At 68.3% G+C, this 25,233-nt stretch carries 22 protein-coding genes; 5 read left to right on the top strand and 17 right to left on the bottom strand.

Annotated elements, in window-relative coordinates; all coding sequences use genetic code 11:
• Positions 1 to 35: 35 nt before the first annotated feature.
• Both AC1DNG_RS01575 and AC1DNG_RS01570 read right to left on the bottom strand, forming a co-directional pair.
• Positions 36 to 788: an MIP/aquaporin family protein gene (locus AC1DNG_RS01575; RefSeq protein WP_476857068.1), complete on the bottom strand. Its 753-nt coding sequence runs from the start codon at positions 786 to 788 to the stop codon at positions 36 to 38.
• 156 nt (positions 789 to 944) lie between these two features.
• Complete coding sequence (locus AC1DNG_RS01570; RefSeq protein ID WP_476886473.1) at positions 945 to 2,723, bottom strand: glycerol-3-phosphate dehydrogenase/oxidase; 1,779 nt, start codon at positions 2,721 to 2,723, stop codon at positions 945 to 947.
• 123 nt (positions 2,724 to 2,846) lie between these two features.
• Between AC1DNG_RS01570 and AC1DNG_RS01565 the strand changes: the two genes are divergently transcribed.
• The 4 genes from AC1DNG_RS01565 (at position 2,847) to AC1DNG_RS01550 (ending at position 6,787) form a co-directional block, all read left to right on the top strand.
• Positions 2,847 to 3,809, top strand: a complete 963-nt coding sequence (locus AC1DNG_RS01565; protein ID WP_476849289.1) for a sugar-binding transcriptional regulator — start codon at positions 2,847 to 2,849, stop codon at positions 3,807 to 3,809.
• An 82-nt stretch (positions 3,810 to 3,891) separates the two neighbouring features.
• The gene (locus tag AC1DNG_RS01560) at positions 3,892 to 4,761 is read left to right on the top strand and encodes an aldo/keto reductase (RefSeq protein ID WP_476849290.1); all 870 of its coding nucleotides are present in this window, start codon (positions 3,892 to 3,894) and stop codon (positions 4,759 to 4,761) included.
• Positions 4,762 to 4,772: 11 nt separating this feature from the next.
• On the top strand, positions 4,773 to 5,699 hold the full coding sequence (locus tag AC1DNG_RS01555; RefSeq protein ID WP_476872428.1) for an alpha/beta fold hydrolase: 927 nt from the start codon (positions 4,773 to 4,775) through the stop codon (positions 5,697 to 5,699).
• Complete coding sequence (locus AC1DNG_RS01550) at positions 5,696 to 6,787, top strand: glycosyltransferase family 4 protein (RefSeq protein ID WP_476886472.1); 1,092 nt, start codon at positions 5,696 to 5,698, stop codon at positions 6,785 to 6,787. Before AC1DNG_RS01555 ends, AC1DNG_RS01550 begins: the two co-directional genes overlap by 4 nt.
• A gap of 249 nt (positions 6,788 to 7,036) precedes the next feature.
• On the opposite strand, the gene AC1DNG_RS01545 is transcribed toward AC1DNG_RS01550, so the two are convergent.
• The 13 genes from AC1DNG_RS01545 to pyrR form a co-directional block, all read right to left on the bottom strand.
• Complete coding sequence (locus tag AC1DNG_RS01545) at positions 7,037 to 9,256, bottom strand: primosomal protein N' (protein ID WP_476886471.1); 2,220 nt, start codon at positions 9,254 to 9,256, stop codon at positions 7,037 to 7,039.
• A 210-nt stretch (positions 9,257 to 9,466) separates the two neighbouring features.
• Positions 9,467 to 10,702: a methionine adenosyltransferase gene (gene metK, locus AC1DNG_RS01540; RefSeq protein WP_028276457.1), complete on the bottom strand. Its 1,236-nt coding sequence runs from the start codon at positions 10,700 to 10,702 to the stop codon at positions 9,467 to 9,469.
• Positions 10,703 to 10,779: 77 nt separating this feature from the next.
• The gene (locus AC1DNG_RS01535; RefSeq protein ID WP_476872426.1) at positions 10,780 to 12,108 is read right to left on the bottom strand and encodes a bifunctional phosphopantothenoylcysteine decarboxylase/phosphopantothenate synthase; all 1,329 of its coding nucleotides are present in this window, start codon (positions 12,106 to 12,108) and stop codon (positions 10,780 to 10,782) included.
• 52 nt (positions 12,109 to 12,160) lie between these two features.
• Positions 12,161 to 12,421 carry a DNA-directed RNA polymerase subunit omega gene (rpoZ, locus tag AC1DNG_RS01530; RefSeq protein WP_018773134.1) on the bottom strand — a complete coding sequence of 87 codons (261 nt, stop codon included), beginning with the start codon at positions 12,419 to 12,421 and terminating at the stop codon, positions 12,161 to 12,163.
• 39 nt (positions 12,422 to 12,460) lie between these two features.
• Positions 12,461 to 13,033 carry a guanylate kinase gene (gene gmk, locus AC1DNG_RS01525; RefSeq protein WP_028276459.1) on the bottom strand — a complete coding sequence of 191 codons (573 nt, stop codon included), beginning with the start codon at positions 13,031 to 13,033 and terminating at the stop codon, positions 12,461 to 12,463.
• Between the two features lie 40 nt (positions 13,034 to 13,073).
• Complete coding sequence (mihF, locus tag AC1DNG_RS01520) at positions 13,074 to 13,391, bottom strand: integration host factor, actinobacterial type (RefSeq protein WP_223916673.1); 318 nt, start codon at positions 13,389 to 13,391, stop codon at positions 13,074 to 13,076.
• Positions 13,392 to 13,580: 189 nt separating this feature from the next.
• Entirely contained in the window at positions 13,581 to 14,447 is an 867-nt protein-coding gene (pyrF, locus tag AC1DNG_RS01515) for an orotidine-5'-phosphate decarboxylase (RefSeq protein ID WP_476872425.1), read from the bottom strand.
• Complete coding sequence (gene carB, locus AC1DNG_RS01510) at positions 14,440 to 17,739, bottom strand: carbamoyl-phosphate synthase large subunit (RefSeq protein WP_459384934.1); 3,300 nt, start codon at positions 17,737 to 17,739, stop codon at positions 14,440 to 14,442. The genes pyrF and carB overlap by 8 nt, the downstream gene beginning before the upstream one ends.
• Positions 17,739 to 18,968, bottom strand: coding sequence for a glutamine-hydrolyzing carbamoyl-phosphate synthase small subunit (carA, locus tag AC1DNG_RS01505; protein WP_476849296.1), 1,230 nt, complete (start codon positions 18,966 to 18,968; stop codon positions 17,739 to 17,741). The genes carB and carA overlap by 1 nt, the downstream gene beginning before the upstream one ends.
• Positions 18,969 to 19,065: 97 nt before the next feature.
• Complete coding sequence (locus tag AC1DNG_RS01500; protein WP_476849297.1) at positions 19,066 to 19,587, bottom strand: PH-like domain-containing protein; 522 nt, start codon at positions 19,585 to 19,587, stop codon at positions 19,066 to 19,068.
• Positions 19,584 to 20,972 carry a dihydroorotase gene (locus AC1DNG_RS01495; RefSeq protein ID WP_230009705.1) on the bottom strand — a complete coding sequence of 463 codons (1,389 nt, stop codon included), beginning with the start codon at positions 20,970 to 20,972 and terminating at the stop codon, positions 19,584 to 19,586. Before AC1DNG_RS01495 ends, AC1DNG_RS01500 begins: the two co-directional genes overlap by 4 nt.
• Entirely contained in the window at positions 20,972 to 22,042 is a 1,071-nt protein-coding gene (locus AC1DNG_RS01490) for an aspartate carbamoyltransferase catalytic subunit (RefSeq protein WP_476849298.1), read from the bottom strand. The genes AC1DNG_RS01495 and AC1DNG_RS01490 overlap by 1 nt, the downstream gene beginning before the upstream one ends.
• Positions 22,039 to 22,665, bottom strand: a complete 627-nt coding sequence (gene pyrR, locus AC1DNG_RS01485) for a bifunctional pyr operon transcriptional regulator/uracil phosphoribosyltransferase PyrR (protein ID WP_476886470.1) — start codon at positions 22,663 to 22,665, stop codon at positions 22,039 to 22,041. Before pyrR ends, AC1DNG_RS01490 begins: the two co-directional genes overlap by 4 nt.
• A gap of 136 nt (positions 22,666 to 22,801) precedes the next feature.
• Here pyrR and AC1DNG_RS01480 point away from each other — a divergent pair, with 136 nt between their 5' ends.
• Positions 22,802 to 24,076, top strand: coding sequence for a PrsW family intramembrane metalloprotease (locus AC1DNG_RS01480; RefSeq protein ID WP_476886469.1), 1,275 nt, complete (start codon positions 22,802 to 22,804; stop codon positions 24,074 to 24,076).
• A gap of 103 nt (positions 24,077 to 24,179) precedes the next feature.
• Here the strand turns inward: AC1DNG_RS01480 and nusB are convergent, their stop codons facing one another.
• Complete coding sequence (gene nusB / locus AC1DNG_RS01475; RefSeq protein WP_018773145.1) at positions 24,180 to 24,590, bottom strand: transcription antitermination factor NusB; 411 nt, start codon at positions 24,588 to 24,590, stop codon at positions 24,180 to 24,182.
• Positions 24,590 to 25,153, bottom strand: a complete 564-nt coding sequence (gene efp / locus AC1DNG_RS01470) for an elongation factor P (RefSeq protein ID WP_018773146.1) — start codon at positions 25,151 to 25,153, stop codon at positions 24,590 to 24,592. The genes nusB and efp overlap by 1 nt, the downstream gene beginning before the upstream one ends.
• Positions 25,154 to 25,233: the final 80 nt, after the last annotated feature.

Raw genomic sequence — 25,233 nt, 5'->3', positions numbered from 1 at the left:
TGGCGTGGCAGTTGTACTGACGGTTGAACGGGCAGTTAGTGAGGGATGACGGGGATGATGATCGGCACGACTGCTGCCACGAGGCCGCCGAGGCCGCCGCCAATGAGCGGACCGACCACCGGGATCCAGGAGTAGCTCCAGTCGCTGGAGCCCTTGCCCTTGATGGGGAGCAAGGCGTGCGCGATGCGGGGGCCCAGGTCACGGGCGGGGTTGATGGCGTAGCCGGTGGGGCCGCCGAGCGAAACACCGATACCGACGACCAGCAGGGCCACCGACAGCGGGCCGAGCCCGGAAGGCGTCCCGCCGAAGGTCAGGATAACGAACACGAGGACAAAGGTGCCGATGATCTCGGTGATCAGGTTCCACTGGTTGGAGCGGATCGCCGGGCCCGTGGAGAAGACGGCCAGCTGACTGGCGGGCTCCTGCTCGAGATCAAAGTGCTGCTTGTGGGCCAGCCACATCACGACCGCGCCGAGGAAGGCACCGGTCAGTTCACCGCCGAAGTACGTCAGGGTCGAGGCGAAGTCAACCGGAACACCGGGGGCGTACAACTTCTTGCCGTTGACCAGCAGGCCAAAAGTCACGGCCGGGTTCAGGTGCGCACCTGAGATAGAAGCAACATAGACACCGGAGAAGACGGCAAGGCCCCACCCCCAGGTGACCATGAGGAACCCGCCGTTGTTGCCCTTGGTGCCTTTGAGCGCAACGTTGGCCACAACGCCGCAACCCAGCAGGGTCAGCATGGCGGTACCGAATAATTCGGATAGGAAAACTATTCCAAGAGACATCTTTGACTCCTCTATTTTCTGTTGTCGGCCTCCGCGAGTTTGGAAGCCGTGGGGCCGGCAGCATGTTCGTGCTGCCGGCCGGCCACTGCGCCGGCCGCCAGGGCGGACCGCGCAGTGCTTGCACCCGGGCTTCCCTGCCCGGGCACGCAAGCAATATCAGGCGACCAGGCTGTGGACCCGGACACCGTGGAACCGCTGTAGCACCTCCTGTGCGTGGCTGATCTCTGAGGCCCGGCGTGCCGCGTCCCAGCCGAGCGGTCCGGAAAGGATGTCCGCGACTTCGTTGAGCAGTTCCCCTGTCACCAGGCCGCGAAAAGCCAGGGACGTGCGGCGGATGAGGACGTCCACGAGGTGCCCGATCTGCTCATGGGCGGCCATGAACTCCAGTTCCCGGGTGCTCAGCTCGCGGGTGGAATGCAGCAGCCGGTCCGGCTCGCCGGCCGCGGCCCCGTCCAGGAAGCGGATGACTTCTTCGGCACGGGTCCCGTAGCGGGTCAGCAGCCCGGTGACGCGGGCGGCGTCGCGGCCGGCCGACATGTGGGCCTTGATCCAGCGCTGGACGCCGTCCTCGCTGTCCGGGAAGCCGGCGCCGCCGCCGATGGCGAGCTTCGCCGTCGAAACCTTCCGTTCCATACCGAGTTCGGCCAGGACGTCGTTGCTCAGGTGCTCGGCGAGGGCCCGGAACGTGGTCCACTTGCCGCCGACGAGGCTGAGGACGGCGCCGCCCGCCGCCGCACGGCGTTCGATCCGGTAGTCCCTGCTGACGAAGCCGGGCTGGGTCGCGTCGTGCTTCGGAAGCGGCCGAACACCGGAGAACGAGTAGACAATCTGGTCCCGGCCCACCGGGATGTCCGGGAACACGTGGCCGATCAGGTCAAAGAAGTAGTCGATTTCCGCTTCGGTGCACACGGCGTCCTGGGCCATGTCGGCGTCGACGTCGGTGGTGCCGACCAGGACGCGGTCCCCCATCGGGTAGATCAGTACGATCCGGCCGTCGGTGTGCTCGAAGAAGATTTCGCGGCCGTTGCACGCCGCGAGCAGCTCCGGATGGTCCAGCACGATGTGCGAACCCTTGGTTCCGCCCATGAACGACGACGCCGCCCCCATGGCCTCGTTGGTCAGGTCGACCCAGGCGCCGGTGGTGTTCACGACAACGTCGGCAGTGAAGTCGAACACCTCACCGGTCAGTTCATCGCGCAGCTGGACAGTGGTTCCGGGGGTGCTGGGGGTTCCGGGGGTTCCGGAGCCGCCCAGCGAGACCAGGGAGACGTAGTTGCTGGCGCGGGCGTGGCCGTCCGCGCCGCCGGCCTTCTCGCCGTCCTGGAGCACGTCGAGGGTGAGGCGCTCGGGGTTGTGGACGGAGGCGTCGAAGTACGTGGCCGCGTACTTGATCCCGGGGTGCAGGCGGGGCAGCTCGGCGAGGGCGCGTTTGCGTCCGCGGAACTGGTGGCGCGGAACCGTGCCGCCGTCGCGGGAGAAGAAGTCGTACATGCTCAGGCCGAGCTTGATCAGGAACGCCCCGCGTTCGGTGTGCTTGCCCTGCTTGTGGGTCAGGAAGCGCATGGGGGCGGCCAGGACCCCGGAGAAGGTGCTGAAGATCGGGATCGTGGTCTGCAGCGGCTTGACGTAGTGCGGCGCGATCCGCAGAAGCCTGTTGCGCTCGGTCACCGACTCCTGGACCAGGCGGAACTCGCCGTTTTCGAGGTACCGGATACCGCCGTGGATCATGTGGGAAGAGGCGCCGCTGGCACCCTGGCAGTAATCGCCGCGCTCAACGAGCGCCACATCCACGCCCTGCAGCGCCAGGTCACGGAACGTTCCGACCCCGTTGATTCCGCCTCCGATGATCAGAACCTGCGCGTGCCGCCGCGTCCGCAGCTTCTGCACCGAGGCGCGATCGTTCGCCGGTGTGCCGACTGAGTCCTTCTGTCCCAAAATTGCTCCCTTGGGTTTGATTCTGTGCGGCACGCCCGTGGCGCGGCGCCGTTCAACACTATTCTTTGGACTAATGGAAAATGGAGTCAAGCACTATGCACAAACGTGCAGATGGGAAATGTCATGATGCAATCACGCCAGTCCGACGCCCTCCGCGCGGCCCAGCTGTATTACCTGCAGGACCTGACCATGGACGCCATCGCCCGCGAGCTCCGGACGTCCCGGTCCACGGTTTCCCGGCTGTTGTCCGCGGCGCGCGATTCGGGTCTCGTGCAGATCCAGATCCGCAGCCCGCTGGACACCGGGCCCGAACTCGAGGGCATGATCCGCGCCGAATACAAGGTGGATGTCCATGTCGTTCCGGTGGTGGACACCCTCAATGAGGCGGAAACACTGGACCGTGTGGCCATGCAGGCTGCCCGGACGATCGGACCGCTGGTGGACTCCAACGCCATCATCGGCGTCGCATGGGGCTCCACCCTGAGCGCCGTGAGCCGGCACCTGACGCGCAAGATCACCCACGACAGCGTGATCGTCCAGCTCAACGGCGCCGGGAACATGCAGACCACCGGCATCACCTATGCCTCGGACATCATGAGGCGGTTCGGGAGCGCCTACGGAGCACGGGTGGAACAGTTTCCCGTGCCGGCCTTCTTCGACCACGCCGCGACCAAAAGGGCAATGTGGAATGAGCGGAGTGTTCAGCGGATCCTGGAGCTGCAGGCCCGGATGAGCATCGCGATCTTTGGTGTCGGATCGGTCGACGCCGACTACCCCAGCCACGTCTACGCCGGCGGCTACCTCGATGAAGACGACCTGAACGTCCTGGCGAACTCCGATGTGGTGGGCGATGTTGCCACGGTGTTTTTCCGCGCCGACGGGTCCTCGGACGGCATCACGCTCAACGCGCGCTCCACCGGCCCGGACCTGGCCCAGCTCCGCCAGGTCCGGCGCCGCATCTGCGTGGTGTCCGGTGCTTCCAAAATCAACGGGCTCAGGGGCGCGCTGGCGGCAGGACTGGCCACCGACCTGATCCTGGACGAGGCCAGCGCCCGCAGGCTCGTCCGGTTCGACGGACTGGGCTGAGCGGTTGCGGGCACCGTGACCGGCGCGGCCGGCGGCAACGGCGGTCCGGCACTCGCCAGCGCCAGTGGGTAAAGTCTTTGTCATGAGACTCTCCCCCCGGCTGACCCTGAACAACGGCGTATTGATCGACCGGCTGGGGTTCGGGCTGTACAAGGTCCCCCCGGCCGACGCCGCCAGCCTGGTGACCATGGCGGTCGAGACCGGCTACCGGCACTTCGACACCGCCGCCATGTACGGCAACGAGACGGGCGTCGGCAAGGGAATCGGTGCCCTGTCCGGATTTGAGGGCACCGGCGGCGGGCCTGGGGAAACCGCACCCTACGTTTCCCGCGAGGACCTCTTCATCACCACCAAGGTCTGGAATGACGACCACGGCTACGACGCCACCATGCGTGCGTTCGACACCTCGATCTCCAACCTCGGCCTGGAATACATCGACCTCTACCTGATCCATTGGCCGTGCGCGCGCCGTGGCCTGTTCCCGGAAACGTACCGGGCCCTGGAGACGCTGTACCGCGAGGGCAAGGTCCGCGCAATCGGCGTCTCCAACTTCCAGCCGCAGCACCTGGACCGGCTCCTGGAAACGGCGGAGGTGGTGCCCGCCGTGAACCAGATCGAACTTCATCCCTGGCTGCAGCAGGATGAACTGCGGGAAAAGCACGAGCTGCTGGGTATCCGCACCGAGGCGTGGAGTCCTTTGGGCCGCGGCCAGGTCCTGAAGGACCCCGTGATCCTGGCCCTGGCGGCCGAACACGACCGCACGCCGGCACAGATCATCCTGCGCTGGCACCTGCAGCTGGGCAATATCGCCATCCCCAAGGCCAGCTCGTCCGGGCGGATCCGTGAAAACTTCGAGGTCTTCGACTTTGAGCTCTCCCCGCTGGATATGACGGAGGTCGGCGGCCTCGAACGCGGCTTCCGGACCGGCTCCCACCCCGACAACGTCGCATAGGATTCGAACCAATGGAACAAGTGGATACCGGGTCCTCACGCACGCCCCTCTTCAGCGGCGGACTCGACGCCCGCACCCGGGCCGCGTCCGTTGAGGTTGACGGTGCCCGGATCGCGTACTGGGTCTACGAACCCGCCGAGGTCACCCCCGAAACGCGCACCATCCTGGTGGTGCACGGGTTCCGCGGCGACCACCACGGCCTGCTCCGGGTAGCCGACCAGCTGACGGACATGCGCCTGATCATGCCGGACCTGCCGGGCTTCGGCAGCTCGGCCGCCTTCGCGGGAACCGGGCACAGCGTTGCCGGCTACAGCCAGTTCCTGGGCGGTTTCATGGCTGCTCTGGGACTGGGCGCGGACACGGTCCTGCTGGGGCATTCGTTCGGTTCGATCATTGCCAGCCATTTCGTGGCGGCCAACCCCGGTGCCGTGGCCGAGCTGATCCTTGTCAATCCCATCGCGGCGCCCGCCCTCGAAGGGCCCAAGGGCCTGATGACGAAGCTCGCGGTGCTCTACTACGAGGCCGCCGCACGCCTTCCCCAGCGGCTCGGGCTGGCCCTGCTGCGCAGCCAGGCGATCGTGCGGGTGATGAGCGTGACCATGGCCAAGACCGGGGACAAGGACATCCGCCGGTTCGTGCACGCCCAGCACAGCGCCTATTTTTCCTCCTTCGCAGACCGGGAGAGCCTGCTCCAGGCCTTCAAGGCCTCGGTGGGCAGCAACGTCACCGAGGTGGCCGGCGACCTGACGCTGCCGGTGCTGCTGATCGCGGGCGAGAAGGACGAGATCGCCATGCTGGCGGACCAGCACAAACTCGCGGCGCGGCTCCCGGACGGGAGGCTGGAGGTCATTCCCGGCGTCGGGCACCTGATCCACTACGAAACCCCCGAGCCCGCTGCCCGCTACATCAGACGCTTCCTAAAGGACCACGCCGCGTGAAAATTCTCATTGATGCCCGCTTCACCCGGCTGGACCACCACGACGGCATCAGCCGCTACGGCGCCAGCCTGATCGCGGCGGCCGCCAGGATCGCCGACGTCTCGATGCTGATCAGCGACACCCGCCAGCTCGCGCTCCTGCCCGATGTTCCCTACACCCTGATCAACAGCCCGCTGTCCCCGGCCGAACTCTTCGTGGCGGCCAAGGTCAACAAGCTGGGCGCCGACGTGGTGGTATGCCCCATGCAGACCATGGGCAGCTGGGGCCGGAAGTACGCCCTGGTGCTGACCCTGCACGACCTCATCTACTACGAGCACCCCACCCCTCCCGGATTCCTGCCGGCCCCCGTCAGGGTCCTGTGGCGCCTATACCACAAAGCTTTCTGGCCCCAGCGGCTCCTGCTGAACCGGGCGGACATCGTGGCGACGATCAGCTCCACCACGGCGGCCCTGATGGCGAAGTACCGGCTCACCCGGCGTCCTGTCAGGATTGTCGGCAACGCCCCCCAGCACGGCCACACCCCGCGCGATCCCGGGGCGGGGGCCGACAAAACGCTGCTCTACATGGGTTCCTTCATGCCCTATAAGAACGTGGAGACCATGGTCCGCGGCATGGCGGAACTCCCGGACATGACCCTGCATCTGCTCAGCCGCATCACGCCCGAGCGGCGGGCCGAGCTCGAGGCCCTGGCTCCGGAGGGCGCAAGCATCGTCTTCCACAACGGGGTGACCGACGCCGAGTATGAGGCCCTCCTGGCACGCACCACCGCCTTGGTCAGCCTGTCCCGGGCCGAGGGCTACGGACTGCCGCTCGTCGAGGCCATGTCCCACGGCACGCCGGTGATTGCCAGCGACATCCCGATCTTCCGGGAGGTCGGTGACGATGCCGTCAGCTACGTGCATCCGGACTCCCCGGCGGAGTTTGCCGAGGCGGTGCGCACGCTCGAGGACCCCGCCCTGTGGAAGGCCCGGTCCCGCCGTTCAGTGGAGCGGGCCGCAGACTTCAGCTGGGATGAGTCGGCGCGGCGGCTCGTGGCCGTCGCCGAAGAGGCCGTCGCGCTCCGGAACCGGCCCCGCGGCCGGAGATAGCCGGAACGGCTGTAAGTGGCCGGCGCGGAGATCCGCTCCGCGCCGCACCCAAAGCGAGGCCGGGATGACGCTGGCGCCACGGTCCCGACCACCCATTTGCCGCGGAGGGCCGCAATACGGAGCCTCATTCCGGCCATCTGCGGCGAATGGCCGCCGGCCTGCGGGCCTGTTGCGGCATGCGCGCCCTTTGAATAGAGGGACCGCCGTGCCGGTGGGGCCATGTGATCCGCGGGGACGCAATGGAGGGTCCTAGAGGACGTCGACGCCGTCCAGGCGCAGTTGCACCGGGTCGTCGCTGCGCTTGGCTGCGGCCGCCGCCTTGACGGCCCGCATGACGGCCGTGGCAGCCGCGGCCTGGGCGTAGGGGATGAACAGCAGGGTCCGGACCTCCTGGCCGGAGTCCCGGGGCACAGCATTCCGGGGCACAGCATCCCGGGGCACAGTATCCCGCGTCGCAGCATCCTGCGGCGGCGTGCGGCCTGCCCCCGCGGCCGCCGGCAGAATGACCGGCGCGGGCCCGGCCGTCCGGAGGACGGTTCCCTGCGCCGCCAGCCGCTGCTGGATGGCATCCGTGAAATGGCCGACGGCGGTCCTGCCGCCGGTGACGGAAGCGACCCGCACGGCGGGCGGCAGCTGCAGCTCCTGCCGCAGTGCCAGTTCCCGGCTGGCGTACCCGGCGGGATCCCAGCGCAGCAGGGCGCCAACCCCGGCGGCGTCGTCGGCCGTGATGACCACCAGGCCGCCCTCCGAAGCGGGCCGCACCAGGGCCGCGGCGTTGAACCAGCGGCGGACCGCGTCCTCCCCCGCCCTCAGGTTTTCCCGGCGCAGCAGCGAATCGCCGTCGAGCAGCAGGGCCGCGGCGTACCCGCCGAAGGCCACGGGTTCGGCGCCGACGGTGGCCACCACCAGGGCCGCGGTCTCCGCAACGGTGGCCTTGATCTGGTCCCCGGAGGAGGTGATGACCGGTTTTCCCGGAAACGCCCGGCCCAGCTCCTCCGCGGTGCGGAGGGCTCCCGTGGCGCCGCGCCTTAGCCTGGCGCCGTTGCACGTGCCGCAGCGCCAGGCCGGGGCCGGGGCCGAGCACCAGCGGCATTGCGGCACGGCGCTGCTCCCGCCCGGACCGGCGATCGCCAGCGGGCCGCTGCAGGCGGTGCAGCGGGCCGGTTCCCGGCAGGTGTCGCACACCAGCGAGGGGGCGTAGCCGGCGCGGGCCACCTGGACCAGGACCGGACCCCGTTCCAGGCCTTCCTTGGCGGCCCGCCAGGCCGCGCCGGGGAGCCGGGCGATCCGGGCGAGCGGGTCATGCTCGAGTTCGTAGCTGTCGGCCGTGTTCAGGACCCGCGGGACTGTCCGCCGCGCGACGGCCCGGTCCGCTTCCACGGCCTGGGCCCAGCCGGAGGCGACCAGCCGCTCCGTTTCGGTGCTGCGCGAATGGGCCGCGAGCAGGCACGCGGCCCCCTCCTGGCCCGCCCGGAGCAGGAGGACTTCGCGGGTGTGCGCGTACGGGGAGCGCTGTTCGATGTGGAGGTCGTCGCCGTCGTCCCAGCAGATGACGAGCCCGAGGTTCGGCACCGGCGCGTAGGCCGCGGACCGCGTGCCCACGGCGACCCCGGCGGCGCCGCTGAGCACGCGCAGGAAGCTGCGGTAGCGCGGCGTCTGGCCGTCGTCCGCGGTGAGCCGGGCGACGTCGCCGGCGGGAAGCAGTTCCAGCAAGGCAGATTCCACGCGGTCAAGGTCCCGGTAGTCGGGCACCACGACGACGGCGCCGCGGCCGGAGATCCGCACTGCGGCCACGGCTTCGGCGATCATCCGCGGCCAGCCGGCGGGCCCGTACCCCTGCAGGGCGGTCAGGACGGCCCGGGGCGACTCCCCCGCGGCGAGGTGGGCGAGGAATGCCGCACCGTTGCGGTACCGGGTCCAGATGCTGCCGGCGGCCGGCGACGGAAGCGACACGTCGGTCGCCAGACCGAACGTCTCAGTGCCGAACAGCGCGGGATCGAGCCGGCCGTCCGGGGCGAATTCCTTTTCCAGCTTGGCCATGCGCGGCGGCACGGCCACGCGCAGGACATCGCTGACCGTTCCGGCGTAGCGCGAGGCGATCCGGCCGGCGAGCTCGGCCACTGCGGGGGTCAGGACCGGGACGGCGGAGAGCACCTTGTGCAGCGGCACCAGGGGGTGGCCGGCGTCGGATCCGGCGGTGCGCTCCAGCAGGTATCCGGCCAGTTCCTGCCCGTTGAATTTGACCTTGACCCGGACTCCGGGCATGGCGTCGGCGTCGAGGGCGGCGGGGACGCTGTAGTCGAAAGGCCTGTCCAGGTGGGGCAGCGAGGACTCGATGAGCACCCGCGCCACTGGCAGGTGGGCCGCAAGGGCCGGCCCGGACGCTTCCGCGGCGGAGGCTGGAAAACCCTGGAGCAGGCACAGCTGCTGGGGTTCACCGGGCGCGCCGCCGGCAGGAATGGGACTCACGGCTCGCACCTCCCCTGAGGATCGTTCGACACATGCACTGTTTCCGAAATGCACAGTTTCCGAAATGCACTGTTTCCGAAATGCACTGTATTCCCAAATGCACTGTAGCCAGGCCACCGGAGGGCGGCCTGGCTACAGTGCATCACGCAGGACTGACAAACTCACTGTGAAAACAAACCGACAAGACAGCATCGGACGGTTTGGCCGGCCTTAGGCGTTGAAGAACGCTTTCAGCTCGTCCACCCGGTCCAGGCGTTCCCAGGTGAAGTCCGGGTCTTCGCGGCCGAAGTGTCCGTGGGCGGCGGTCTTGGCGTAGATCGGGCGCTTGAGGTCGAGGGCGTCGATGATGGCCCGCGGGCGCAGGTCGAAGATCTCGGCGATCGCGGCGCTGATGCGGGCCGGGTCCACGGTTTCGGTTCCGAATGTCTCAACGTAGGTTCCCACGGGGCGGGCCTGGCCGATCGCGTAGGCGATCTGGATTTCGGCGCGCTTGGCGAGGCCGGCGGCCACCACGTTCTTGGCGACCCAGCGCATGGCGTAGGCGGCCGAACGGTCCACCTTCGACGGGTCCTTGCCGGAGAACGCGCCGCCGCCGTGGCGGGCCATGCCGCCGTAGGTGTCGACGATGATCTTGCGGCCGGTGAGGCCGGCGTCGCCTACCGGGCCGCCAATCACAAAGGCGCCTGCGGGGTTGAGGATGTTGCGGGTCCGTGAGGTGTCCAGGTTGGACAGTGCCATGACCGGCCCCACCACGTGCTCGGCGAGGTCGGCCCGGAGCTGGTCCAGGCTGGTGCCTTCGGCGTGCTGGCTGGAGATGACGACAGTTTCGACTGAGACCGGGCGGTCGCCGTCGTAGCCCACGGTGACCTGGGTCTTGCCGTCCGGGCGCAGGTAGGCGAGTTCGCCGTTCTTGCGGACCTCGGTCAGGCGCTCGGAGAGCCGGTGCGCGAGCCAGATCGGCACGGGCATGTAGGACGGCGTTTCGTCGCTGGCGTAGCCGAACATGAGTCCCTGGTCGCCGGCTCCCTGGAGGTCGTAGTCGTCCTCCTGGCGGCCCTCACGCGCTTCGAGGGAGTTGAACACGCCGCCGGCGATGTCGTTGGACTGCTGGCCGATGGATACCGAGACGCCGCACCGGGCGCCGTCGAAGCCGTTGGCCGAAGAATCGTACCCGATGCCCAGGATGGTCTCCCGGACAATCTGCGGAATCTCGACATAGGCATCGGTGGTGACCTCGCCCGCGACGTGGACCAGCCCGGTGGTGGCCAGCGTCTCCACGGCTACCCGGGACTCGGGGTCTTTGTCGAGCAGTGCGTCGAGGATCGCATCGCTGATCTGGTCACAGATCTTGTCGGGGTGGCCCTCCGTCACCGACTCGGACGTGAAGAGCCGGAGCGCGGCGGGCGTGGACCCGTGGAAGGCGGGGATGTGCAGCGGTAAAGTCACTCAACTACCTTACTGGTTGGATAACGGACGTCCGGCGGCGTGTGTCCCCGTGCTAAGGAGATGTTGGTTACGCCGGGCTACGCCGGCGGTACAGCCCGGCTCAGCTCGGCGCTGATCCGGTCGATCACGGCAGCCGCGACGTCGGATTTGGAACCCGACGCCTCTTGGGGTTCGGAGCCGTCACGGGAAAGGATGACTACTGTGTTCGTGTCCTCGCCAAAGACCAAGTCCCGGCCCACCTGGTTGACGACCAGCAGGTCGCAGGCTTTCCGGTGCAGCTTGGCCCGGGCATAGTCCAGGACATCGCCGCCGGCATCGCCCGTCTCGGCGGCGAAGCCGACGATCAGCTGATTCCGGGACGCGGCGTCGCGGACCTCGACGAGTTCGCGCAGGATGTCGGGGTTGCGCACCAGGTTGATCACGGGATCGGCGACGTCGTCGCGCTTCTTGATCTTGGTCCCGGCGACGTCCGCCGGCCGGAAGTCCGCGACCGCGGCGGCCATGATGACGACGTCGGAGTCGGCGGCCGCGTGCAGCGCCGCCTCCCGCAGTTCCAGGGCCGTTTCGACCTGGACGATTTCGACGCCGGCGGGCGCCGGGACTTCCATGTGGGCGGCCAGCAGGCGGACGCGGGCTCCGGCCTCGCGGGCCGCGGCGGCCAAGGCCACGCCCTGCTTGCCGGAGGAGCGGTTGCCGAGGAACCGCACGGGGTCCAGCGGTTCCCGGGTGCCGCCGGCACTGATGGTCACCGTCAGTCCGGCCAACGGCGTAACCGCCGGCTGCACCGTTGCAGGCGCGGCGGCCAGGGCAGTGGCCACGTCCGGGTCAACGGCCGGCATCGCCGCGGAAGTTGCGGAAGCGTTGGCGGCGGCCGCTTCGGCGCCGGCGAGGGCCATGGCGGCGGTGAAGATCGCCTCCGGCTCGGGCAGGCGGCCGGGACCGGAGTCGGCGCCGGTCAGCCGCCCGCTCGCGGGTTCCAGCACGGTGACGCCGCGGCTGCGCAACGTTTCGACGTTGGCCTGGGTCGCGGGGTGTTGCCACATTTCGGTGTGCATGGCCGGGGCCATGAGCACCGGGCAGTCGCCGGCCATCAGCAGGGTGTTGGTGAGGAGGTCATCGGCCTGGCCGGTGGCCGCGCGGGCCAGGAGATCGGCCGTGGCCGGGGCCACGACGATCAGTTCGGCCTCGTGGCCGAGCCGGACATGGTTGACCGTGTGGACGGCGTCGAACACGCTGTTGCTCACCGGGTGCCCGGACAGGGCCTCCCACGTCGCGACGCCGACGAAGCGGGTGGCCGCCTCGGTGGGGATGACCGTGACGTCATGCCCGGCTTCAGTAAAAAGCCGGAGGAGCGATGCCACCTTGTAGGCGGCAATCCCTCCCCCGACTCCGAGGACTATGCGCACGTGATCTCCGTCAGCAGGCAGTCTGTTTACTTGGCTCTTCCCGCGGGGGGAATTACTCTGCGGTTTCGATCGGCGTGGAGACGAGCTTGCCTTCGTTGATCTCGCGCAGGGCGATCGACAGGGACTTCTCGTTCAGCTTGGTGTCGACCAGCGGGCCAACGTACTCAAACAGGCCCTCATGCAGCTGGGCGTAGTACGCGTTGATCTGGCGTGCGCGCTTGGCACCAAAAATCACCAGTCCGTACTTCGAGTCGGCGGCCTTCAGCAGCTCGTCGATCGGCGGGTTGATGATGCCTTCAAGGTTCGTGGACACGAATTCTCCAAATTCTAACGGGCCGGTACGTCCCGGCGCCTAGCGCGGGTTCGGGGTCAGCCCCATGAGTGAAACAAGCTCGTCCGCTGCCCGACGAACGTCATCATTGATGACGGTGTGGTCGAACTCCGGTTCAGCGGCAAGTTCTAGTTTAGCGGTTTCCAGCCTCTGCTGCTGTTCTTCGGCGCTTTCCGTGCCGCGGCCGACCAGCCGGCGGACCATTTCGTCCCAGCTCGGGGGCGCCAGGAACACAAACTGGGCATCCGGGACGGCCTGCTTGACCTGCCGGGCGCCCTGCAGATCGATCTCCAGCAGCACCGAGCGGCCCTCGGCAATGGCGGCGTCAACCGTGCTGCGCAGCGTGCCGTAGCGGTTCCGGCCGTGGACGACGGCCCACTCGAGCAATTCGCCGTTTTCGACCAGGGAATCGAATTCCTCGGCCGATTTGAAGAAGTAGTGGATCCCGTCCTGCTCCCCCGGCCGCGGCGGGCGCGTGGTGGCCGACACGGAGAGCCAGACTCCGGGGTAGTTGTCCCGGATGTAGGTGGACACGGTGCCTTTGCCAACAGCCGTCGGGCCGGCGAGGACTGTCAGTCCCGGTTTCTTGCTCACATATTCCTTTGGGCGGTGGTGGGCAGCTCGGCGGACCGGGCTACTTGTCGTCAATAAAATCTACCAGCGCCCGGCGCTGGTGGATTCCCAGGCCGCGGACCCGTCGGGATTGTGCGATGCCGAGCTGGTCCATGATGGCCGCCGCCCGGACCCGGCCGATCCCGGGCAGGGCCTCGAGCAGCTCCACGATTCTCATGCGGGCAATGGCGTCGTCGGATTCGGCGGCACTGATGACATTGGCGATGGTCAGCTCGCCCGTCTTGAGCCGCTCCTTTGCCTCGGCCCTGGTGGCCCTTGCGGCAGCGGCCTTGCGAAGGGCGTCGGAACGCTCCTGAGGAGTGAGTGGTCTCAAACTCACGGAAGGCCTCCCTGCATGGCGGGACGGGGCACTCATGCCCTTGCCCCGAACCTACCGTCAGGCGGCGGCAGAAATCAATGGAAATCTGCGCGCCGGCCAGTTCGGGAACGGGAAAAGCACAATTCCGAACGGGACGGCCCCCGGCCCGGGTCCGGCAGCTCCGGTCCCGGGCCGGCGAGGCGGCTGCCGCTAAGCCGCGAGGAGTTCGTCGAGGGTGCGCCGCGCGGCATCCCGGAGGGACTGCAGCTGCGGTCCGGCGCCGAGAATCTCCCGGCTCGAGGTCCCCAGGACCTGGGGATAGGCCGCACCGAACGTGCGGCGCAGGTCCGCGGCCGTGGCGCCCTGAGCGCCCAGCCCCGGGGCCAGGATCGGCCCGCGGACCGCCGCCAGATCGATATCCAGTGCGGAAAGGGCCGAGCCCACCGTGGCACCGACCACCAGGCCCACGGAACCGAGCGAACCGTCATAGCGCTGGTTCTCCACCGCGGCCGCTTCCGTGATCCGCCGCGCGACGGAATCGCCCCCGCCGACGTGCTGGACCGAGGCGCCCTCCGGGTTCGAAGTCAGCGCGAGGACGAACACCCCGCGGCCGGTCCCGGCCGCCAGGTCCAGGGCGGGCCGGAGCGACTCAAAGCCCAGGTACGGGCTCAACGTCACCGAATCCGCGGCCAGGGCCGAGCCGTCCCGCAGCCAGGCATCCGCGTAGGCGGCCATGGTGGAGCCGATGTCGCCGCGTTTGGCGTCCGCGATGGTCAGCACGGACGCTTCCGCCGCCGCGGCCAGGGTGCGTTCGAGCACGGCGATTCCAGCCGATCCGTGGCGCTCGTACAGGGCCACCTGCGGTTTCACCGCGGCAGCGAGGGAGCCCACTGCCTCCAGCACGGTCAGCGAGAAGCGTTCCAGCCCGGCGGCGTCGTCAGTGAGCCCCCAGCGCTGCAGCAGCGCCGGGTGCGGGTCGATGCCGACGCACAGCGGGCCGCGGTCCGCCATGGCCCGCCCCAGCCGGGAGCCGAAGGTCTCCCGGCCGGCCGCCGGGGCGGTGGATGCCTCAGGCATCCTGGAGCGCCTTCAGGTTCGCGGCGTGTTCCTGCAGGCTCGTGACCGACCATTCGTAGGTGCGCAGCGCCTCGATGGCCTGGACGGCCGCGTTGAACTCGGCCACGGTGGTGATGCACGGGATCCCGATCGAGGTCGCGGCGGCACGGAGTTCGTAGCCGTCGCTGCGGGCCTCGCCGCCGGAGGGTGTGTTGAATACCATGTCGATCTCGCCGGCGATGATGAGGTCGGCGATGGTGCCTTCGCCTTCGGCGCTGGAACCTTCGGCGACCTTCCGGACCGGGGTGGCCTGGATCCCGTTGCGGCGGAGCACGTCGGCTGTGCCGCCGGTGGAGACGATCTCGAAGCCGAGGTCCGAGAGCCGCTTGACGCCCATGATGACCGAGCGCTTGTCCCGGTTGGCCACCGAGACGAAGATCTTGCCCTCGGTGGGCAGGGCGTTGTTCGCGGCCGCCTGGCTCTTGGCGAAGGCCGTGTCGAAGTGCTTGTCGATGCCCATGACCTCGCCCGTGGAGCGCATTTCCGGGCCGAGCAGGGAGTCCACCACCTTGCCCTCCGGGGTGCGGAAGCGGCTGAACGGCAGCACGGCTTCCTTGACCGAGACCGGCGCGTCCAGCGGCAGGGTGGAGCCGTCGCCGCTCTCCGGCAGCATCTTGTAGGCGCTGCGGAGCTGGTTGATGGTGACGCCGGTGCCGATCAGGGCCGCGGCTTTCGCCATCTGGACACCCGTGGCCTTGGAGACGAACGGGACGGTGCGGGACGCGCGCGGGTTGGCTTCGAGGACGTAGAGCACGTCGGAGGCCAGGGCGAACTGGATGTTGATCAGGCCGCGGACGCCCACGCCCTCGGCGATCGCCAAGGTGGCGGTCCGCACCCGTTCCAGCACGTTGCCGCCCAGGGTGATGGGCGGCAGGACGCAGGCCGAGTCGCCTGAGTGGATGCCGGCCTCCTCGATGTGTTCCATGATGCCGCCGAGGTACATCTCCGTGCCGTCGTAGAGGGCATCGACGTCGATCTCGACGGCGTCCTCGAGGAAGCGGTCGATCAGCACCGGGTGGTCGGGGGTGATCTCGGTGGCGTTGGCGATGTAGCGGGAGAGGTTGGGCTCGTCGTAGACGATCTCCATGCCGCGTCCGCCGAGGACGTAGGAGGGCCGGACCAGGACCGGGTAGCCGATCTCGTCGGCGATCTTCTTGGCGTCCTCGAAGGACACGGCGGTGCCGTTCTTCGGCGAGACGAGCCCGGCCTTGTCGAGGACGCGGGAGAAGGCGCCGCGGTGTTCGGCCAGGTCGATGGCCTCCGGCGAGGTGCCGAGGATCGGCACGCCGGCGTCGGCGAGCTGCTGGGCGAGCTTGAGCGGGGTCTGGCCGCCGAGCTGGACGAAGACGCCCATGACCCCGCCGGTGCGCTCCTCGGCCGCGATGACCTCGAGGACGTCCTCCAGGGTGAGCGGCTCGAAGTAGAGCCGGGTGGAGACGTCGTAGTCGGTGGAGACGGTTTCCGGGTTGCAGTTGACCATCACGGTCTCGTAGCCGGCCTTGCGCAGCGCCATCGAGGCGTGCACGCAGGAGTAGTCGAACTCGATGCCCTGGCCGATCCGGTTGGGGCCGGACCCGAGGATGATGATGGACGGCTTGGCGTGCAGCGCAACCTCGTCCTCCTCGTCATAGGAGGAGTAGTGGTACGGGGTGTAGGCGGCGAACTCGGCCGCGCAGGTGTCCACGGTCTTGTAGACGGGACGGATGCCCAGGGCCTGCCGGACCCCGCGGACTACGTCCTCGGAGTTGTGGGTCAGCGCACCGATCTGTTCGTCGGAGAAGCCGTGGCGCTTGGCGCGGGTCAGCATCTCCGGCGTCAGCGCCGCGGCCTGGCGGATTTCGAGCGAGATCTCGTTCAGCAGCTGGAGCTGGTCCAGGTACCAGGGGTCGATCTTGGTCGCCTCGAAGAGCTGTTCCACGGTGGCGCCGCCGAGCATGGCGCGCTGCACCTGGTGCAGGCGCTCGGTGGTGGGACGCTTGGCCTTCTCGATCAGCTCCGCGACTTCCCATTCCGGGACGTGGCTGAAGTCCAGCTGGGAGCCCTTCTGCTCCAGGGAGCGCAAGGCCTTCTGCAGCGCCTCGGTGAAGTTCCGGCCCATGGCCATGGCCTCGCCCACCGACTTCATGGTGGTGGTCAGGGTGGGGTCCGCCGCCGGGAACTTCTCGAACGCGAAGCGCGGGACCTTCACCACCACGTAGTCCAGGGTCGGTTCGAAGGACGCCGGGGTCTTCTGGGTGATGTCGTTCGGGATCTCGTCCAGGGTGTAGCCGAGGGACAGCTTGGTGGCAATCTTCGCGATCGCGAAGCCGGTGGCCTTGGACGCGAGGGCGGAGGAACGGGAGACGCGGGGGTTCATTTCGATCACGACGACGCGGCCGGTGTCCGGCTCGACGGCGAACTGGATGTTGCAGCCGCCGGTGTCGACGCCGACTTCGCGGATGACGGCGATGGAGATGTCGCGCAGCCGCTGGTATTCGCGGTCGGTGAGGGTCAGGGCGGGGGCGACGGTGATGGAGTCGCCGGTGTGGACGCCCACGGGGTCGAAGTTCTCGATGGAGCAGACCACCACGACGTTGTCGTTCTTGTCGCGCATCATCTCGAGCTCGTACTCCTTCCAGCCGAGGATGCTCTCTTCGAGCAGCACCTCGGACGTGGGGCTGTACTGCAGGCCCTGGCCGACAATCCGGCGCAGGTCCCCCTCGTCGTAGGCCAGCCCGGAGCCCAGGCCGCCCATGGTGAAGGAGGGCCGGACGACCATCGGGTAACCGAGGTCACCGGCCGCGGCGAGAGCCTCGTCCATGGTGTGGATGATGTGGCTGCGGGCCGACTCGGCGCCGCATCGCTCGACGACGCCCTTGAACTTCTCGCGGTCCTCGCCCAGCTCAATCGCGGCGATATTGGCGCCGATCAGCTCGACGTTGTACTTCTCCAGGACGCCGTTCTTGTCCAGCGCGATGGCCGTGTTGAGGGCCGTCTGGCCGCCGAGGGTCGGCAGGAGCGCGTCGGGGCGCTCCTTGGCGATGATTTTCTCCACCACTTCGGGGGTGATCGGTTCGATGTAGGTCGCGTCAGCGAACTCGGGGTCCGTCATGATGGTGGCCGGGTTGGAGTTGACGAGGATGACCCGCAGGCCTTCCTCCTTGAGGACGCGCAGCGCCTGGGTGCCGGAGTAATCGAATTCGGCCGCCTGGCCGATCACGATCGGGCCGGACCCGATGACCATGACGCTCTTGAGGTCAGTTCTCTTGGGCATTACTTCGTGTCCCCAGTCTTGGAATCGGTGGCAGTCTTTGTGCCGGTCTCTGTCTTTGAAGAAGCGTCCGCCATCAGCTCGATGAAGCGGTCGAAGAGGTAGGCGGCGTCGTGCGGGCCGGCGGCCGCTTCGGGGTGGTACTGCACGGAGAAGGCCGGAATGTCGAGGCAGGACAGCCCCTCGACGACGTCGTCGTTGAGGCTCACGTGGCTGACCTCGACCCGGCCGAAGCGCTCCTCGGGGGCCTGGGTGGCGCCGTTGAGCGGGGCGTCGACGGCGAAGCCGTGGTTCTGCGAAGTGATTTCGACCTTGCCGGTGCGGCGGTCCATCACGGGCTGGTTCAGGCCGCGGTGGCCGTAGCGGAGCTTGTAGGTGCCGAACCCGAGGGCCCGGCCGAGGATCTGGTTGCCGAAGCAGATGCCGAAGTACGGGATCTTCTCATCGAGCACGGAGCGCAGCAGCGCCACTTGGTTGTCCGCGGTGGCGGGGTCGCCGGGGCCGTTGGACATGAAGAAGCCGTCCGGGTTGACAGCCTGGACGTCGGCGAGGGTTGCCGTGGCGGGCAGCACGTGCACCCGGACCCCGCGCTCGGCGAACCGTACGGGGGTCATGCGCTTGATGCCCAAATCGATGGCGGCAATGCTGAACCGCGGCTCGCCGTCCCAGCCGAAGTCCTTGGGCTCCACCGTGTAGGCGGCGTCCACGCTGACTTCCTCGGCGAGCCGTGAGCCTTCCATCGGCGCGCTGGCCAGGACAGCGTCGACGAGTTCCTTGTCCGTGGCGCGGGCGGCGTCGCCGGAGAAGATGCCGGCGCGCATGGTCTTGTGTTCGCGCAGGTGGCGGGTGATGGCGCGGGTGTCGACGCCCTGGATGCCGACGATCCCCTGCTCGACGAGCTCGTCGTCGAGGGATCGCTCGGAGCGCCAGTTGGAGGGCCGGCGCGCGGCGTCGCGGACGATGTAGCCGGCCACCCAGATGCGGCGGGACTCGGCGTCGTCGGTGTTGACGCCGGTGTTGCCAATGTGCGGCGCGGTCTGGACCACGAGCTGGCGGGCGTAGGAGGGGTCGGTGATGGTCTCCTGGTAGCCGGTCATGCCGGTCGCGAAGACTGCCTCGCCGAGGGCCGTTCCGGTGGCGCCGTAGCTGGTGCCGCGGAAAATCCGGCCGTCCTCGAGCACGAGGACCGCGGGGGTGGATGCTGCTGCGGGTGCAGTGGGGTTAGCTGGCACTGATTCTTCTGTCACTGTTTTTTCTGACACTGCTGTTTCTGTCACTGTTTTCTCTGACACTGCTGTTTCTGTCACTTCGTTGGATTCCGTCACGTCGTTACTTTCCACTATCGGCTTCTGCCTGAGGGGCTGCGGAGATCAAATCTTGGAGGGTGGTGAGGAGCACGGCTTTGTCCTCGGCACGGCGCGTCCGGTAACCGGTGTCGAGTTCGTGGGAACCGAGCATCCAGCTGAGCACCAGCAGGCCGTCCTTTTCCACGAACTTTCCGGCCATGCCGCTTTCCTGCCGCACACCGGTCAGGCATCCGGCCGGGATGAACACCGGGCCGGCGCCCGCGCGCTCGAACAGCACGCCTTCGGGGTGCACGGAGAGCTTGGCGTTGGTGCGGATGCCCAGATTGTGCACGGCGATCCGGTCCAGCCAGTCGCCGGCGGTGGTGGAGGCGACGTACTGGCCGTCGGCGGCGGCCAGCGGGGCGCCGAGTTCGGCGGGAACCTCGGGGAGGGGCTCGACGTCGGACTGGCGGCGCAGGCGGTTACGCCAGCCGACGGCGATGAGGGCAAGCGCGACGCCAATCAGGACGAGCGTGAAGAGCAGGGAGAGGTCCTTGACACTCACGGGCGGCGGCCCGCCGGTCCTGCGTCGAGCGCTTCGGCCGGCCACCGGTACGGGGTGTTGAGTTTTCCGTCGAGAACGGTCGGGTGGCCCTTGAAGAACGTCGCCACTACCTTCCCCGGCAGTTCCCGGCCGGCAAACGGAGAGTTACGGCCCATGGTTGCCATCTTAGAAGGGTCCACGGTCCAGCGCGCAGCCGGGTCCACGAGTATGACGTTGGCAGGCTCCCCGGCCTCGAGCGGGCGGCCCTGGTCCTGGACCCGGCCGATGGCGGCCGGCGCCGTGGAGGTCACGCGGGCAAAATCCTCCCAGCCCATCAGGCCTGTTTCGATCATGGTGTGCTGGACCACGGAGAGCGCGGTTTCCAGCCCGGTCATGCCCATGGCCGCCTGCGCCCACTCGCATTCCTTGTGTTCGCTCGGGTGCGGGGCGTGGTCGGTGCCGACGACGTCGATCGTGCCATCGGCCAGGGCGGCCCGGAGGGCCTGGACATCGGCGTCCGTGCGCAGCGGCGGGTTGACCTTGTAGACGGGGTCGTAGCTGCGGGCGAGCTCATCCGTGAGCCAGAGGTGGTGCGGGGTGACCTCGGCCGTGACGTTGACGCCGCGGGACTTGGCCCAGCGGATGATCTCCACGGACCCGGCCGTGGAGACGTGGCAGACGTGCAGGCGGGACCCGACGTGCTGGGCCAGCAGCACGTCCCGGGCGATGATGCTCTCTTCGGCGACGGCCGGCCAGCCGGCCAGGCCGAGGACGGCGGAGACCTCGCCCTCGTTCATCTGGGCGCCGGCGGTGAGTCGGGGTTCCTGCGCGTGCTGGGCCACGACGCCGTCGAATGCCTTGACGTATTCGAGCGCGCGGCGCATCAGCACCGGATCGTGGACGCAGATGCCGTCGTCGGAGAACACGCGGACGTGGGCGCGGGAGTCGGCCATGGCGCCGAGCTCGGCGAGCTGCTCCCCCGCGAGGCCCACGGTGACTGCTCCCACCGGACGGACGTCCACCCAGCCGGCGGTCCGGCCAAGGGTGAGGACTTGCTCCACGACGCCGGCGGTGTCCGCCACCGGGGTGCTGTTGGCCATGGCGTGCACGGCCGTGTAGCCGCCCAGGGCGGCGGCGCGGGTGCCGGTTTCGACGGTTTCGGCGTCTTCGCGGCCGGGTTCGCGCAGGTGGGTGTGGATGTCCACCATGCCCGGGAGCGCGACGAGGCCCGCGGCGTCGATTACTGTTGCGTCCCGCACCCCGGCGCCTTCGGCGTCCAGCTGACGGCCGCGGGCGGCGATCACGCCGTCCCGGATCAGCAGGTCCTCGGCTGCTCCGCCCAGGATCGAGGCCCCCCGGATGAGGTAGGCGCCGCTGTTGTCTGCGTTCTGGTGCTGATCGGCCATCAGTGGCTCTCCTGGTGGGAATAAGTGAGGTTCGGAATGGCGGCGTGCGCCGCGGACGCGGCCGCAGAGGCAGAAGCTATGGCAGAAACTGGTGCGGCGGCCGGCTCGCGGTTCTCCCCGGACAGGAGCAGGTACAGTGCCGCCATCCGGACAGAGACGCCGTTGCGCACCTGCGCCAGCACGGTGGAGCGGGGTGAGTCGGCCGCGGCCGCGGAGATTTCCAGCCCGCGGTTCATGGGACCGGGGTGCATGATGATGGTGTCCTTGAGCCCCAGGCTGTCGAGGGCACGGAGCCGGTTGTCGTCGAAGCCCCAGCGCCGCGAGTATTCGCGGGTGGTGGGGAAGAAGGAGGCATTCATCCGTTCGCCCTGGACGCGGAGCATCATCATGGCGTCCACGCCTTGCGCGAGGGTCTCGTCGAGGTCGAAGCTGACGGCGCACGGCCATTTTTCGACGCCGATGGGGAGCAGTGTGGGCGGCGCGACGAGGGTGACCTCGGCGCCGAGGGTGCGCAGCAGCCAGACGTTGGAGCGGGCAACGCGCGAGTGCAGGACGTCACCGGCGATGGCGACGCGCATGCCTTTGAGGTCGGCGCCGGCCGACGGCGTGCCGGCCAGCTTCGACCAGTGCCGGCGCATCGTGAACGCGTCCAGCAACGCCTGGGTGGGGTGTTCGTGGGTGCCGTCGCCGGCGTTGATGACGGCGGCGTCGATCCAGTCGGTCGCGGCGAGCCGGTGCGGGGCGCCGGAGGCCCAGTGCCGGATGACGACGGCGTCGGCGCCCATCGCGGCGAGGGTCTGGGCGGTGTCCTTCAGCGACTCGCCCTTGGAGACGGACGAGCCCTTCGCTGCGAAGTTGATGACGTCGGCGGAGAGCCGCTTGGCGGCGGCTTCGAAGGAGATCCGGGTGCGGGTGGAGTCCTCGAAGAAGAGGTTGACCACGGTGCGCCCCCGCAGAGCGGGGAGTTTTTTGACCTCGCGCTCCCCCACCGCAGCCATTTCCTCGGCGGTGTCCAGGATGCGGATGGCGTTGTGCAGGCTCAGGTCTTCGGTGGAGAGCAGGTGCCTCATGCGGTGGCCTCGATGACGACCTCATCGACGGGGACGCCGTCGGGGGCGCCGACTGTTGCCCCGCCTCCGGCAGAATCGGTTTCCTCGAGCCGGACCCGGACCTTCTCCGATGAGGAGGTAGGCAGGTTCTTGCCGACATGGTCGGCGCGGATGGGCAGTTCCCGGTGGCCGCGGTCGATCAGCACGGCGAGGCGGACAATCCGCGGCCGGCCGAGGTCGATGATGGCGTCCAGAGCTGCCCGGATGGTGCGCCCGGAATAGAGGACGTCGTCGATCAGCACCACAACTTTGTTGTCGATGCCCGTGCGCGGCAGCTGGGTGGGGTACGGCGGCCTGGTGGGCTGGTGCGAGAGGTCGTCGCGGAACATCGTGACGTCGAGTTGGCCGACAATGGCGGCGGCGTCCACGGTGGGATCCGCGGCGGCGATCTTGGCGGCGAGGCGGACGGCGAGGGGATAGCCCCGGCGCGGGATGCCCAGCAGGACGAGGTCCTGGGAGCCCTTGTTGGCCTCAAGAATTTCATGGGCGATACGAGTGAGCGCGCGGTCGATGTCAGCCTGGTTGAGGACAACCCGGGTGAGCACCACCTGCGCCGGACCCGGTGCTGAAGGCACGGAAGTCAAAGCTCGTCTCCCCTTTCCCCGCCTCACGGGACGGAATTAAAAAAGGATTATTTGCCCTTTCAAATTACCACAACGGCACTGCTGCCGCGTCGCCGCCGGAATGCGTTTAACCTCACACGGACATAGGCTCGGTTCCATGACGATGAACGGACCGCGGCCGGGGCATGAGCACCCTGGCGGCCCGCGCCAGGGGCCGCTGCCCCGGCAGGCCAACCCGACGTGGCTGGGGCGTGTCCAGCCCGCGAACTACCAGTGGGCCCCTGCCAACGACGGCGGCCAGTTGCAGCCGGCACTGCCTCCCGCCGGGCCGGCGGGAGGCAGCCCGGGCTGGAAGAACGGCCGCGGTTCCGGCGTTTTTGGCCTGGTGATGGCCGGCGGATTCCTGGCGTTCCTCTGCCTCTTCCTGGTGGTGCCCTTCCTGCTGGAAAGGACCGGAATCACCGGCTTTGCCGTTGGTTTCGTGGCCTCGCTGGTTCCCCTGGGGACCGTATTGCTGACGGTGCGCTTCATCGACCGCTGGGAACCTGAGCCGAAACCCCTGCTGCTTTTCGCGTTTGCCTGGGGAGCCGTCGTCTCGATCGCGGTGACGATGCTGATCCAGCCCTATTTCTCACTGGTGGCCGGGCCCGCCTCGGGACTGGACTATACGACGTTCGCCGTGACGGTCCAGGCGCCGGTGGTGGAGGAATTCGCCAAGTCCCTGGGGCTGCTGTTGCTCGTGCTCTTTGCCCCGAAACACTTCAACGGACCGGTCGACGGTGTGGTGTTCGCCTTCACGATCGCGGCGGGCTTCGCGTTTACCGAGAACATCCTCTACTTCGGCCGCGCCATCGCCGAATCCAGCGATCCCGGCACGGACCTCGCGGTGGTTTTCTTTCTCCGCGGGGTCCTCTCACCCTTCGCCCACGCCATTTTCACGGGTACGACCGGTCTGGTGATGGGCTTCGCCGCCGGCCGCGGGAACACCGGGCTGTCCGTGCTGGCGTTCTTCGCCGGCCTCGTCCCCGCGATGCTGTTGCACAGCGCCTGGAACAGCATGGGCCGGGACTTCCTGGGCCGGTACGTGATGGTGCAGGTGCCGATCTTCCTGCTGGCGGTGCTGGTGATCGTGCTGCTGCGGGTGGCTGAGCGCAGGCTCACCCGTCAGCGGCTGACGGAATACGCGGCCGCGGGCTGGTTTACCGCGGCCGAGGTAGACATGCTGGCCACCGCCGCCGGCCGCCGTTCCGCGCTGCGCTGGGCCAGGTCCACGGGGCGGGGCGTGCAGATGAAGGCGCTGCTCGATGCCGCCACCCAGCTCGCCCTCACCCGGCAACGGATTCTCAGCGGCCGGGACGTGCCGGCACACCAGCGCGATGAGCAGCACCAGCTCGCCGGGATCGCCGCGCTTCGGTCCGCCGTCGTCGGTTAGGGGCCGGGGCAACCCAGTGGGGCCAGCCCAGCGTGGGCAACCGGGGAAAAGAAAGAACCCCGGCCAGGATGTCCTGGCCGGGGTTCTTCGGGGCGCTGAGAGCTTACGCCAGCAGCGAGGGCTTGAGCTGCTGCAGCCGGCCCAGCAGGCCGTTGATGAACGACGGCGACTCGTCCGTGGAGAGCGTCTTGGCCAAGGCCACGGCCTCGCTGACCGCCACGCCGTCCGGGACGTCGTCGTTGTAGAGCAGTTCCCACGTGCCGATCCGCAGGATGATGCGGTCCACGGAGGGCATGCGCTCCAGGGTCCAGCCCTGCGAATAGGTCTCCAGGAATTCGTCGATGGCCACCTGGTGCGAGACCACGCCTTCGACGATTTCGAGGGTGTAGGGGTTGACGATCTGGTCTGTCTGCTCGCGGCGGGACTTCAGCACGTCGAACGCGGAGGCTGAGCGCTGCTCGGCCTCAAAGAGCACATCGAGGGCCCGGTTCCGGGCCTTACCGCGCGCACTCACTAGTCGTTGACCCGGCCGAGGTAGCTGCCGTCGCGGGTGTCGACCTTGACCTTGGTGTTGTTCTCGACGAACAGCGGCACCTGGATCTCGTACCCGGTTTCGAGGGTGGCGGGCTTGGTGCCGGCCGAGGAGCGGTCGCCCTGCAGGCCCGGCTCGGTGTAGGTGATCTCGAGGACGACGCTCGGGGGCAGCTCGATGTAGAGCGGGTTGCCTTCGTGGATGGCGATGTTGACCATCTGGTTCTCGAGCATGAAGTTGGTGGCGTCGCCGACGGTGGCGGCCGAGACGGTGAGCTGGTCGAAGTCCGAGGTGTCCATGAAGACGAAGTCGGCGCCGTCCTGGTACAGGTACTGGTAGTCGCGGCGGTCCACCGTGGCGGTCTCAATCTTCAGTCCGGCGTTGAAGGTCTTGTCGACGACCTTGCCGGACATCACGTTGCGCATCTTGGTGCGCACGAACGCGCCACCCTTGCCGGGCTTGACGTGCTGGAACTCGATGATGTTCCAAAGCTGGCCCTCGAGCTTAAGGACGGTTCCGTTCTTGATGTCGTTAGTGGTTGCCACTGTATCCTCTTAGTTTCTCTCTGGTTCCATCAGGCCGGTGCTATCGGCCGGACGATCTATGCCGGGCCGGCATGCCAAGC

Source organism: Arthrobacter sp. 01T425 (assembly GCF_056398725.1).
This window is presented reverse-complemented; position numbering and strand designations above follow the sequence as displayed.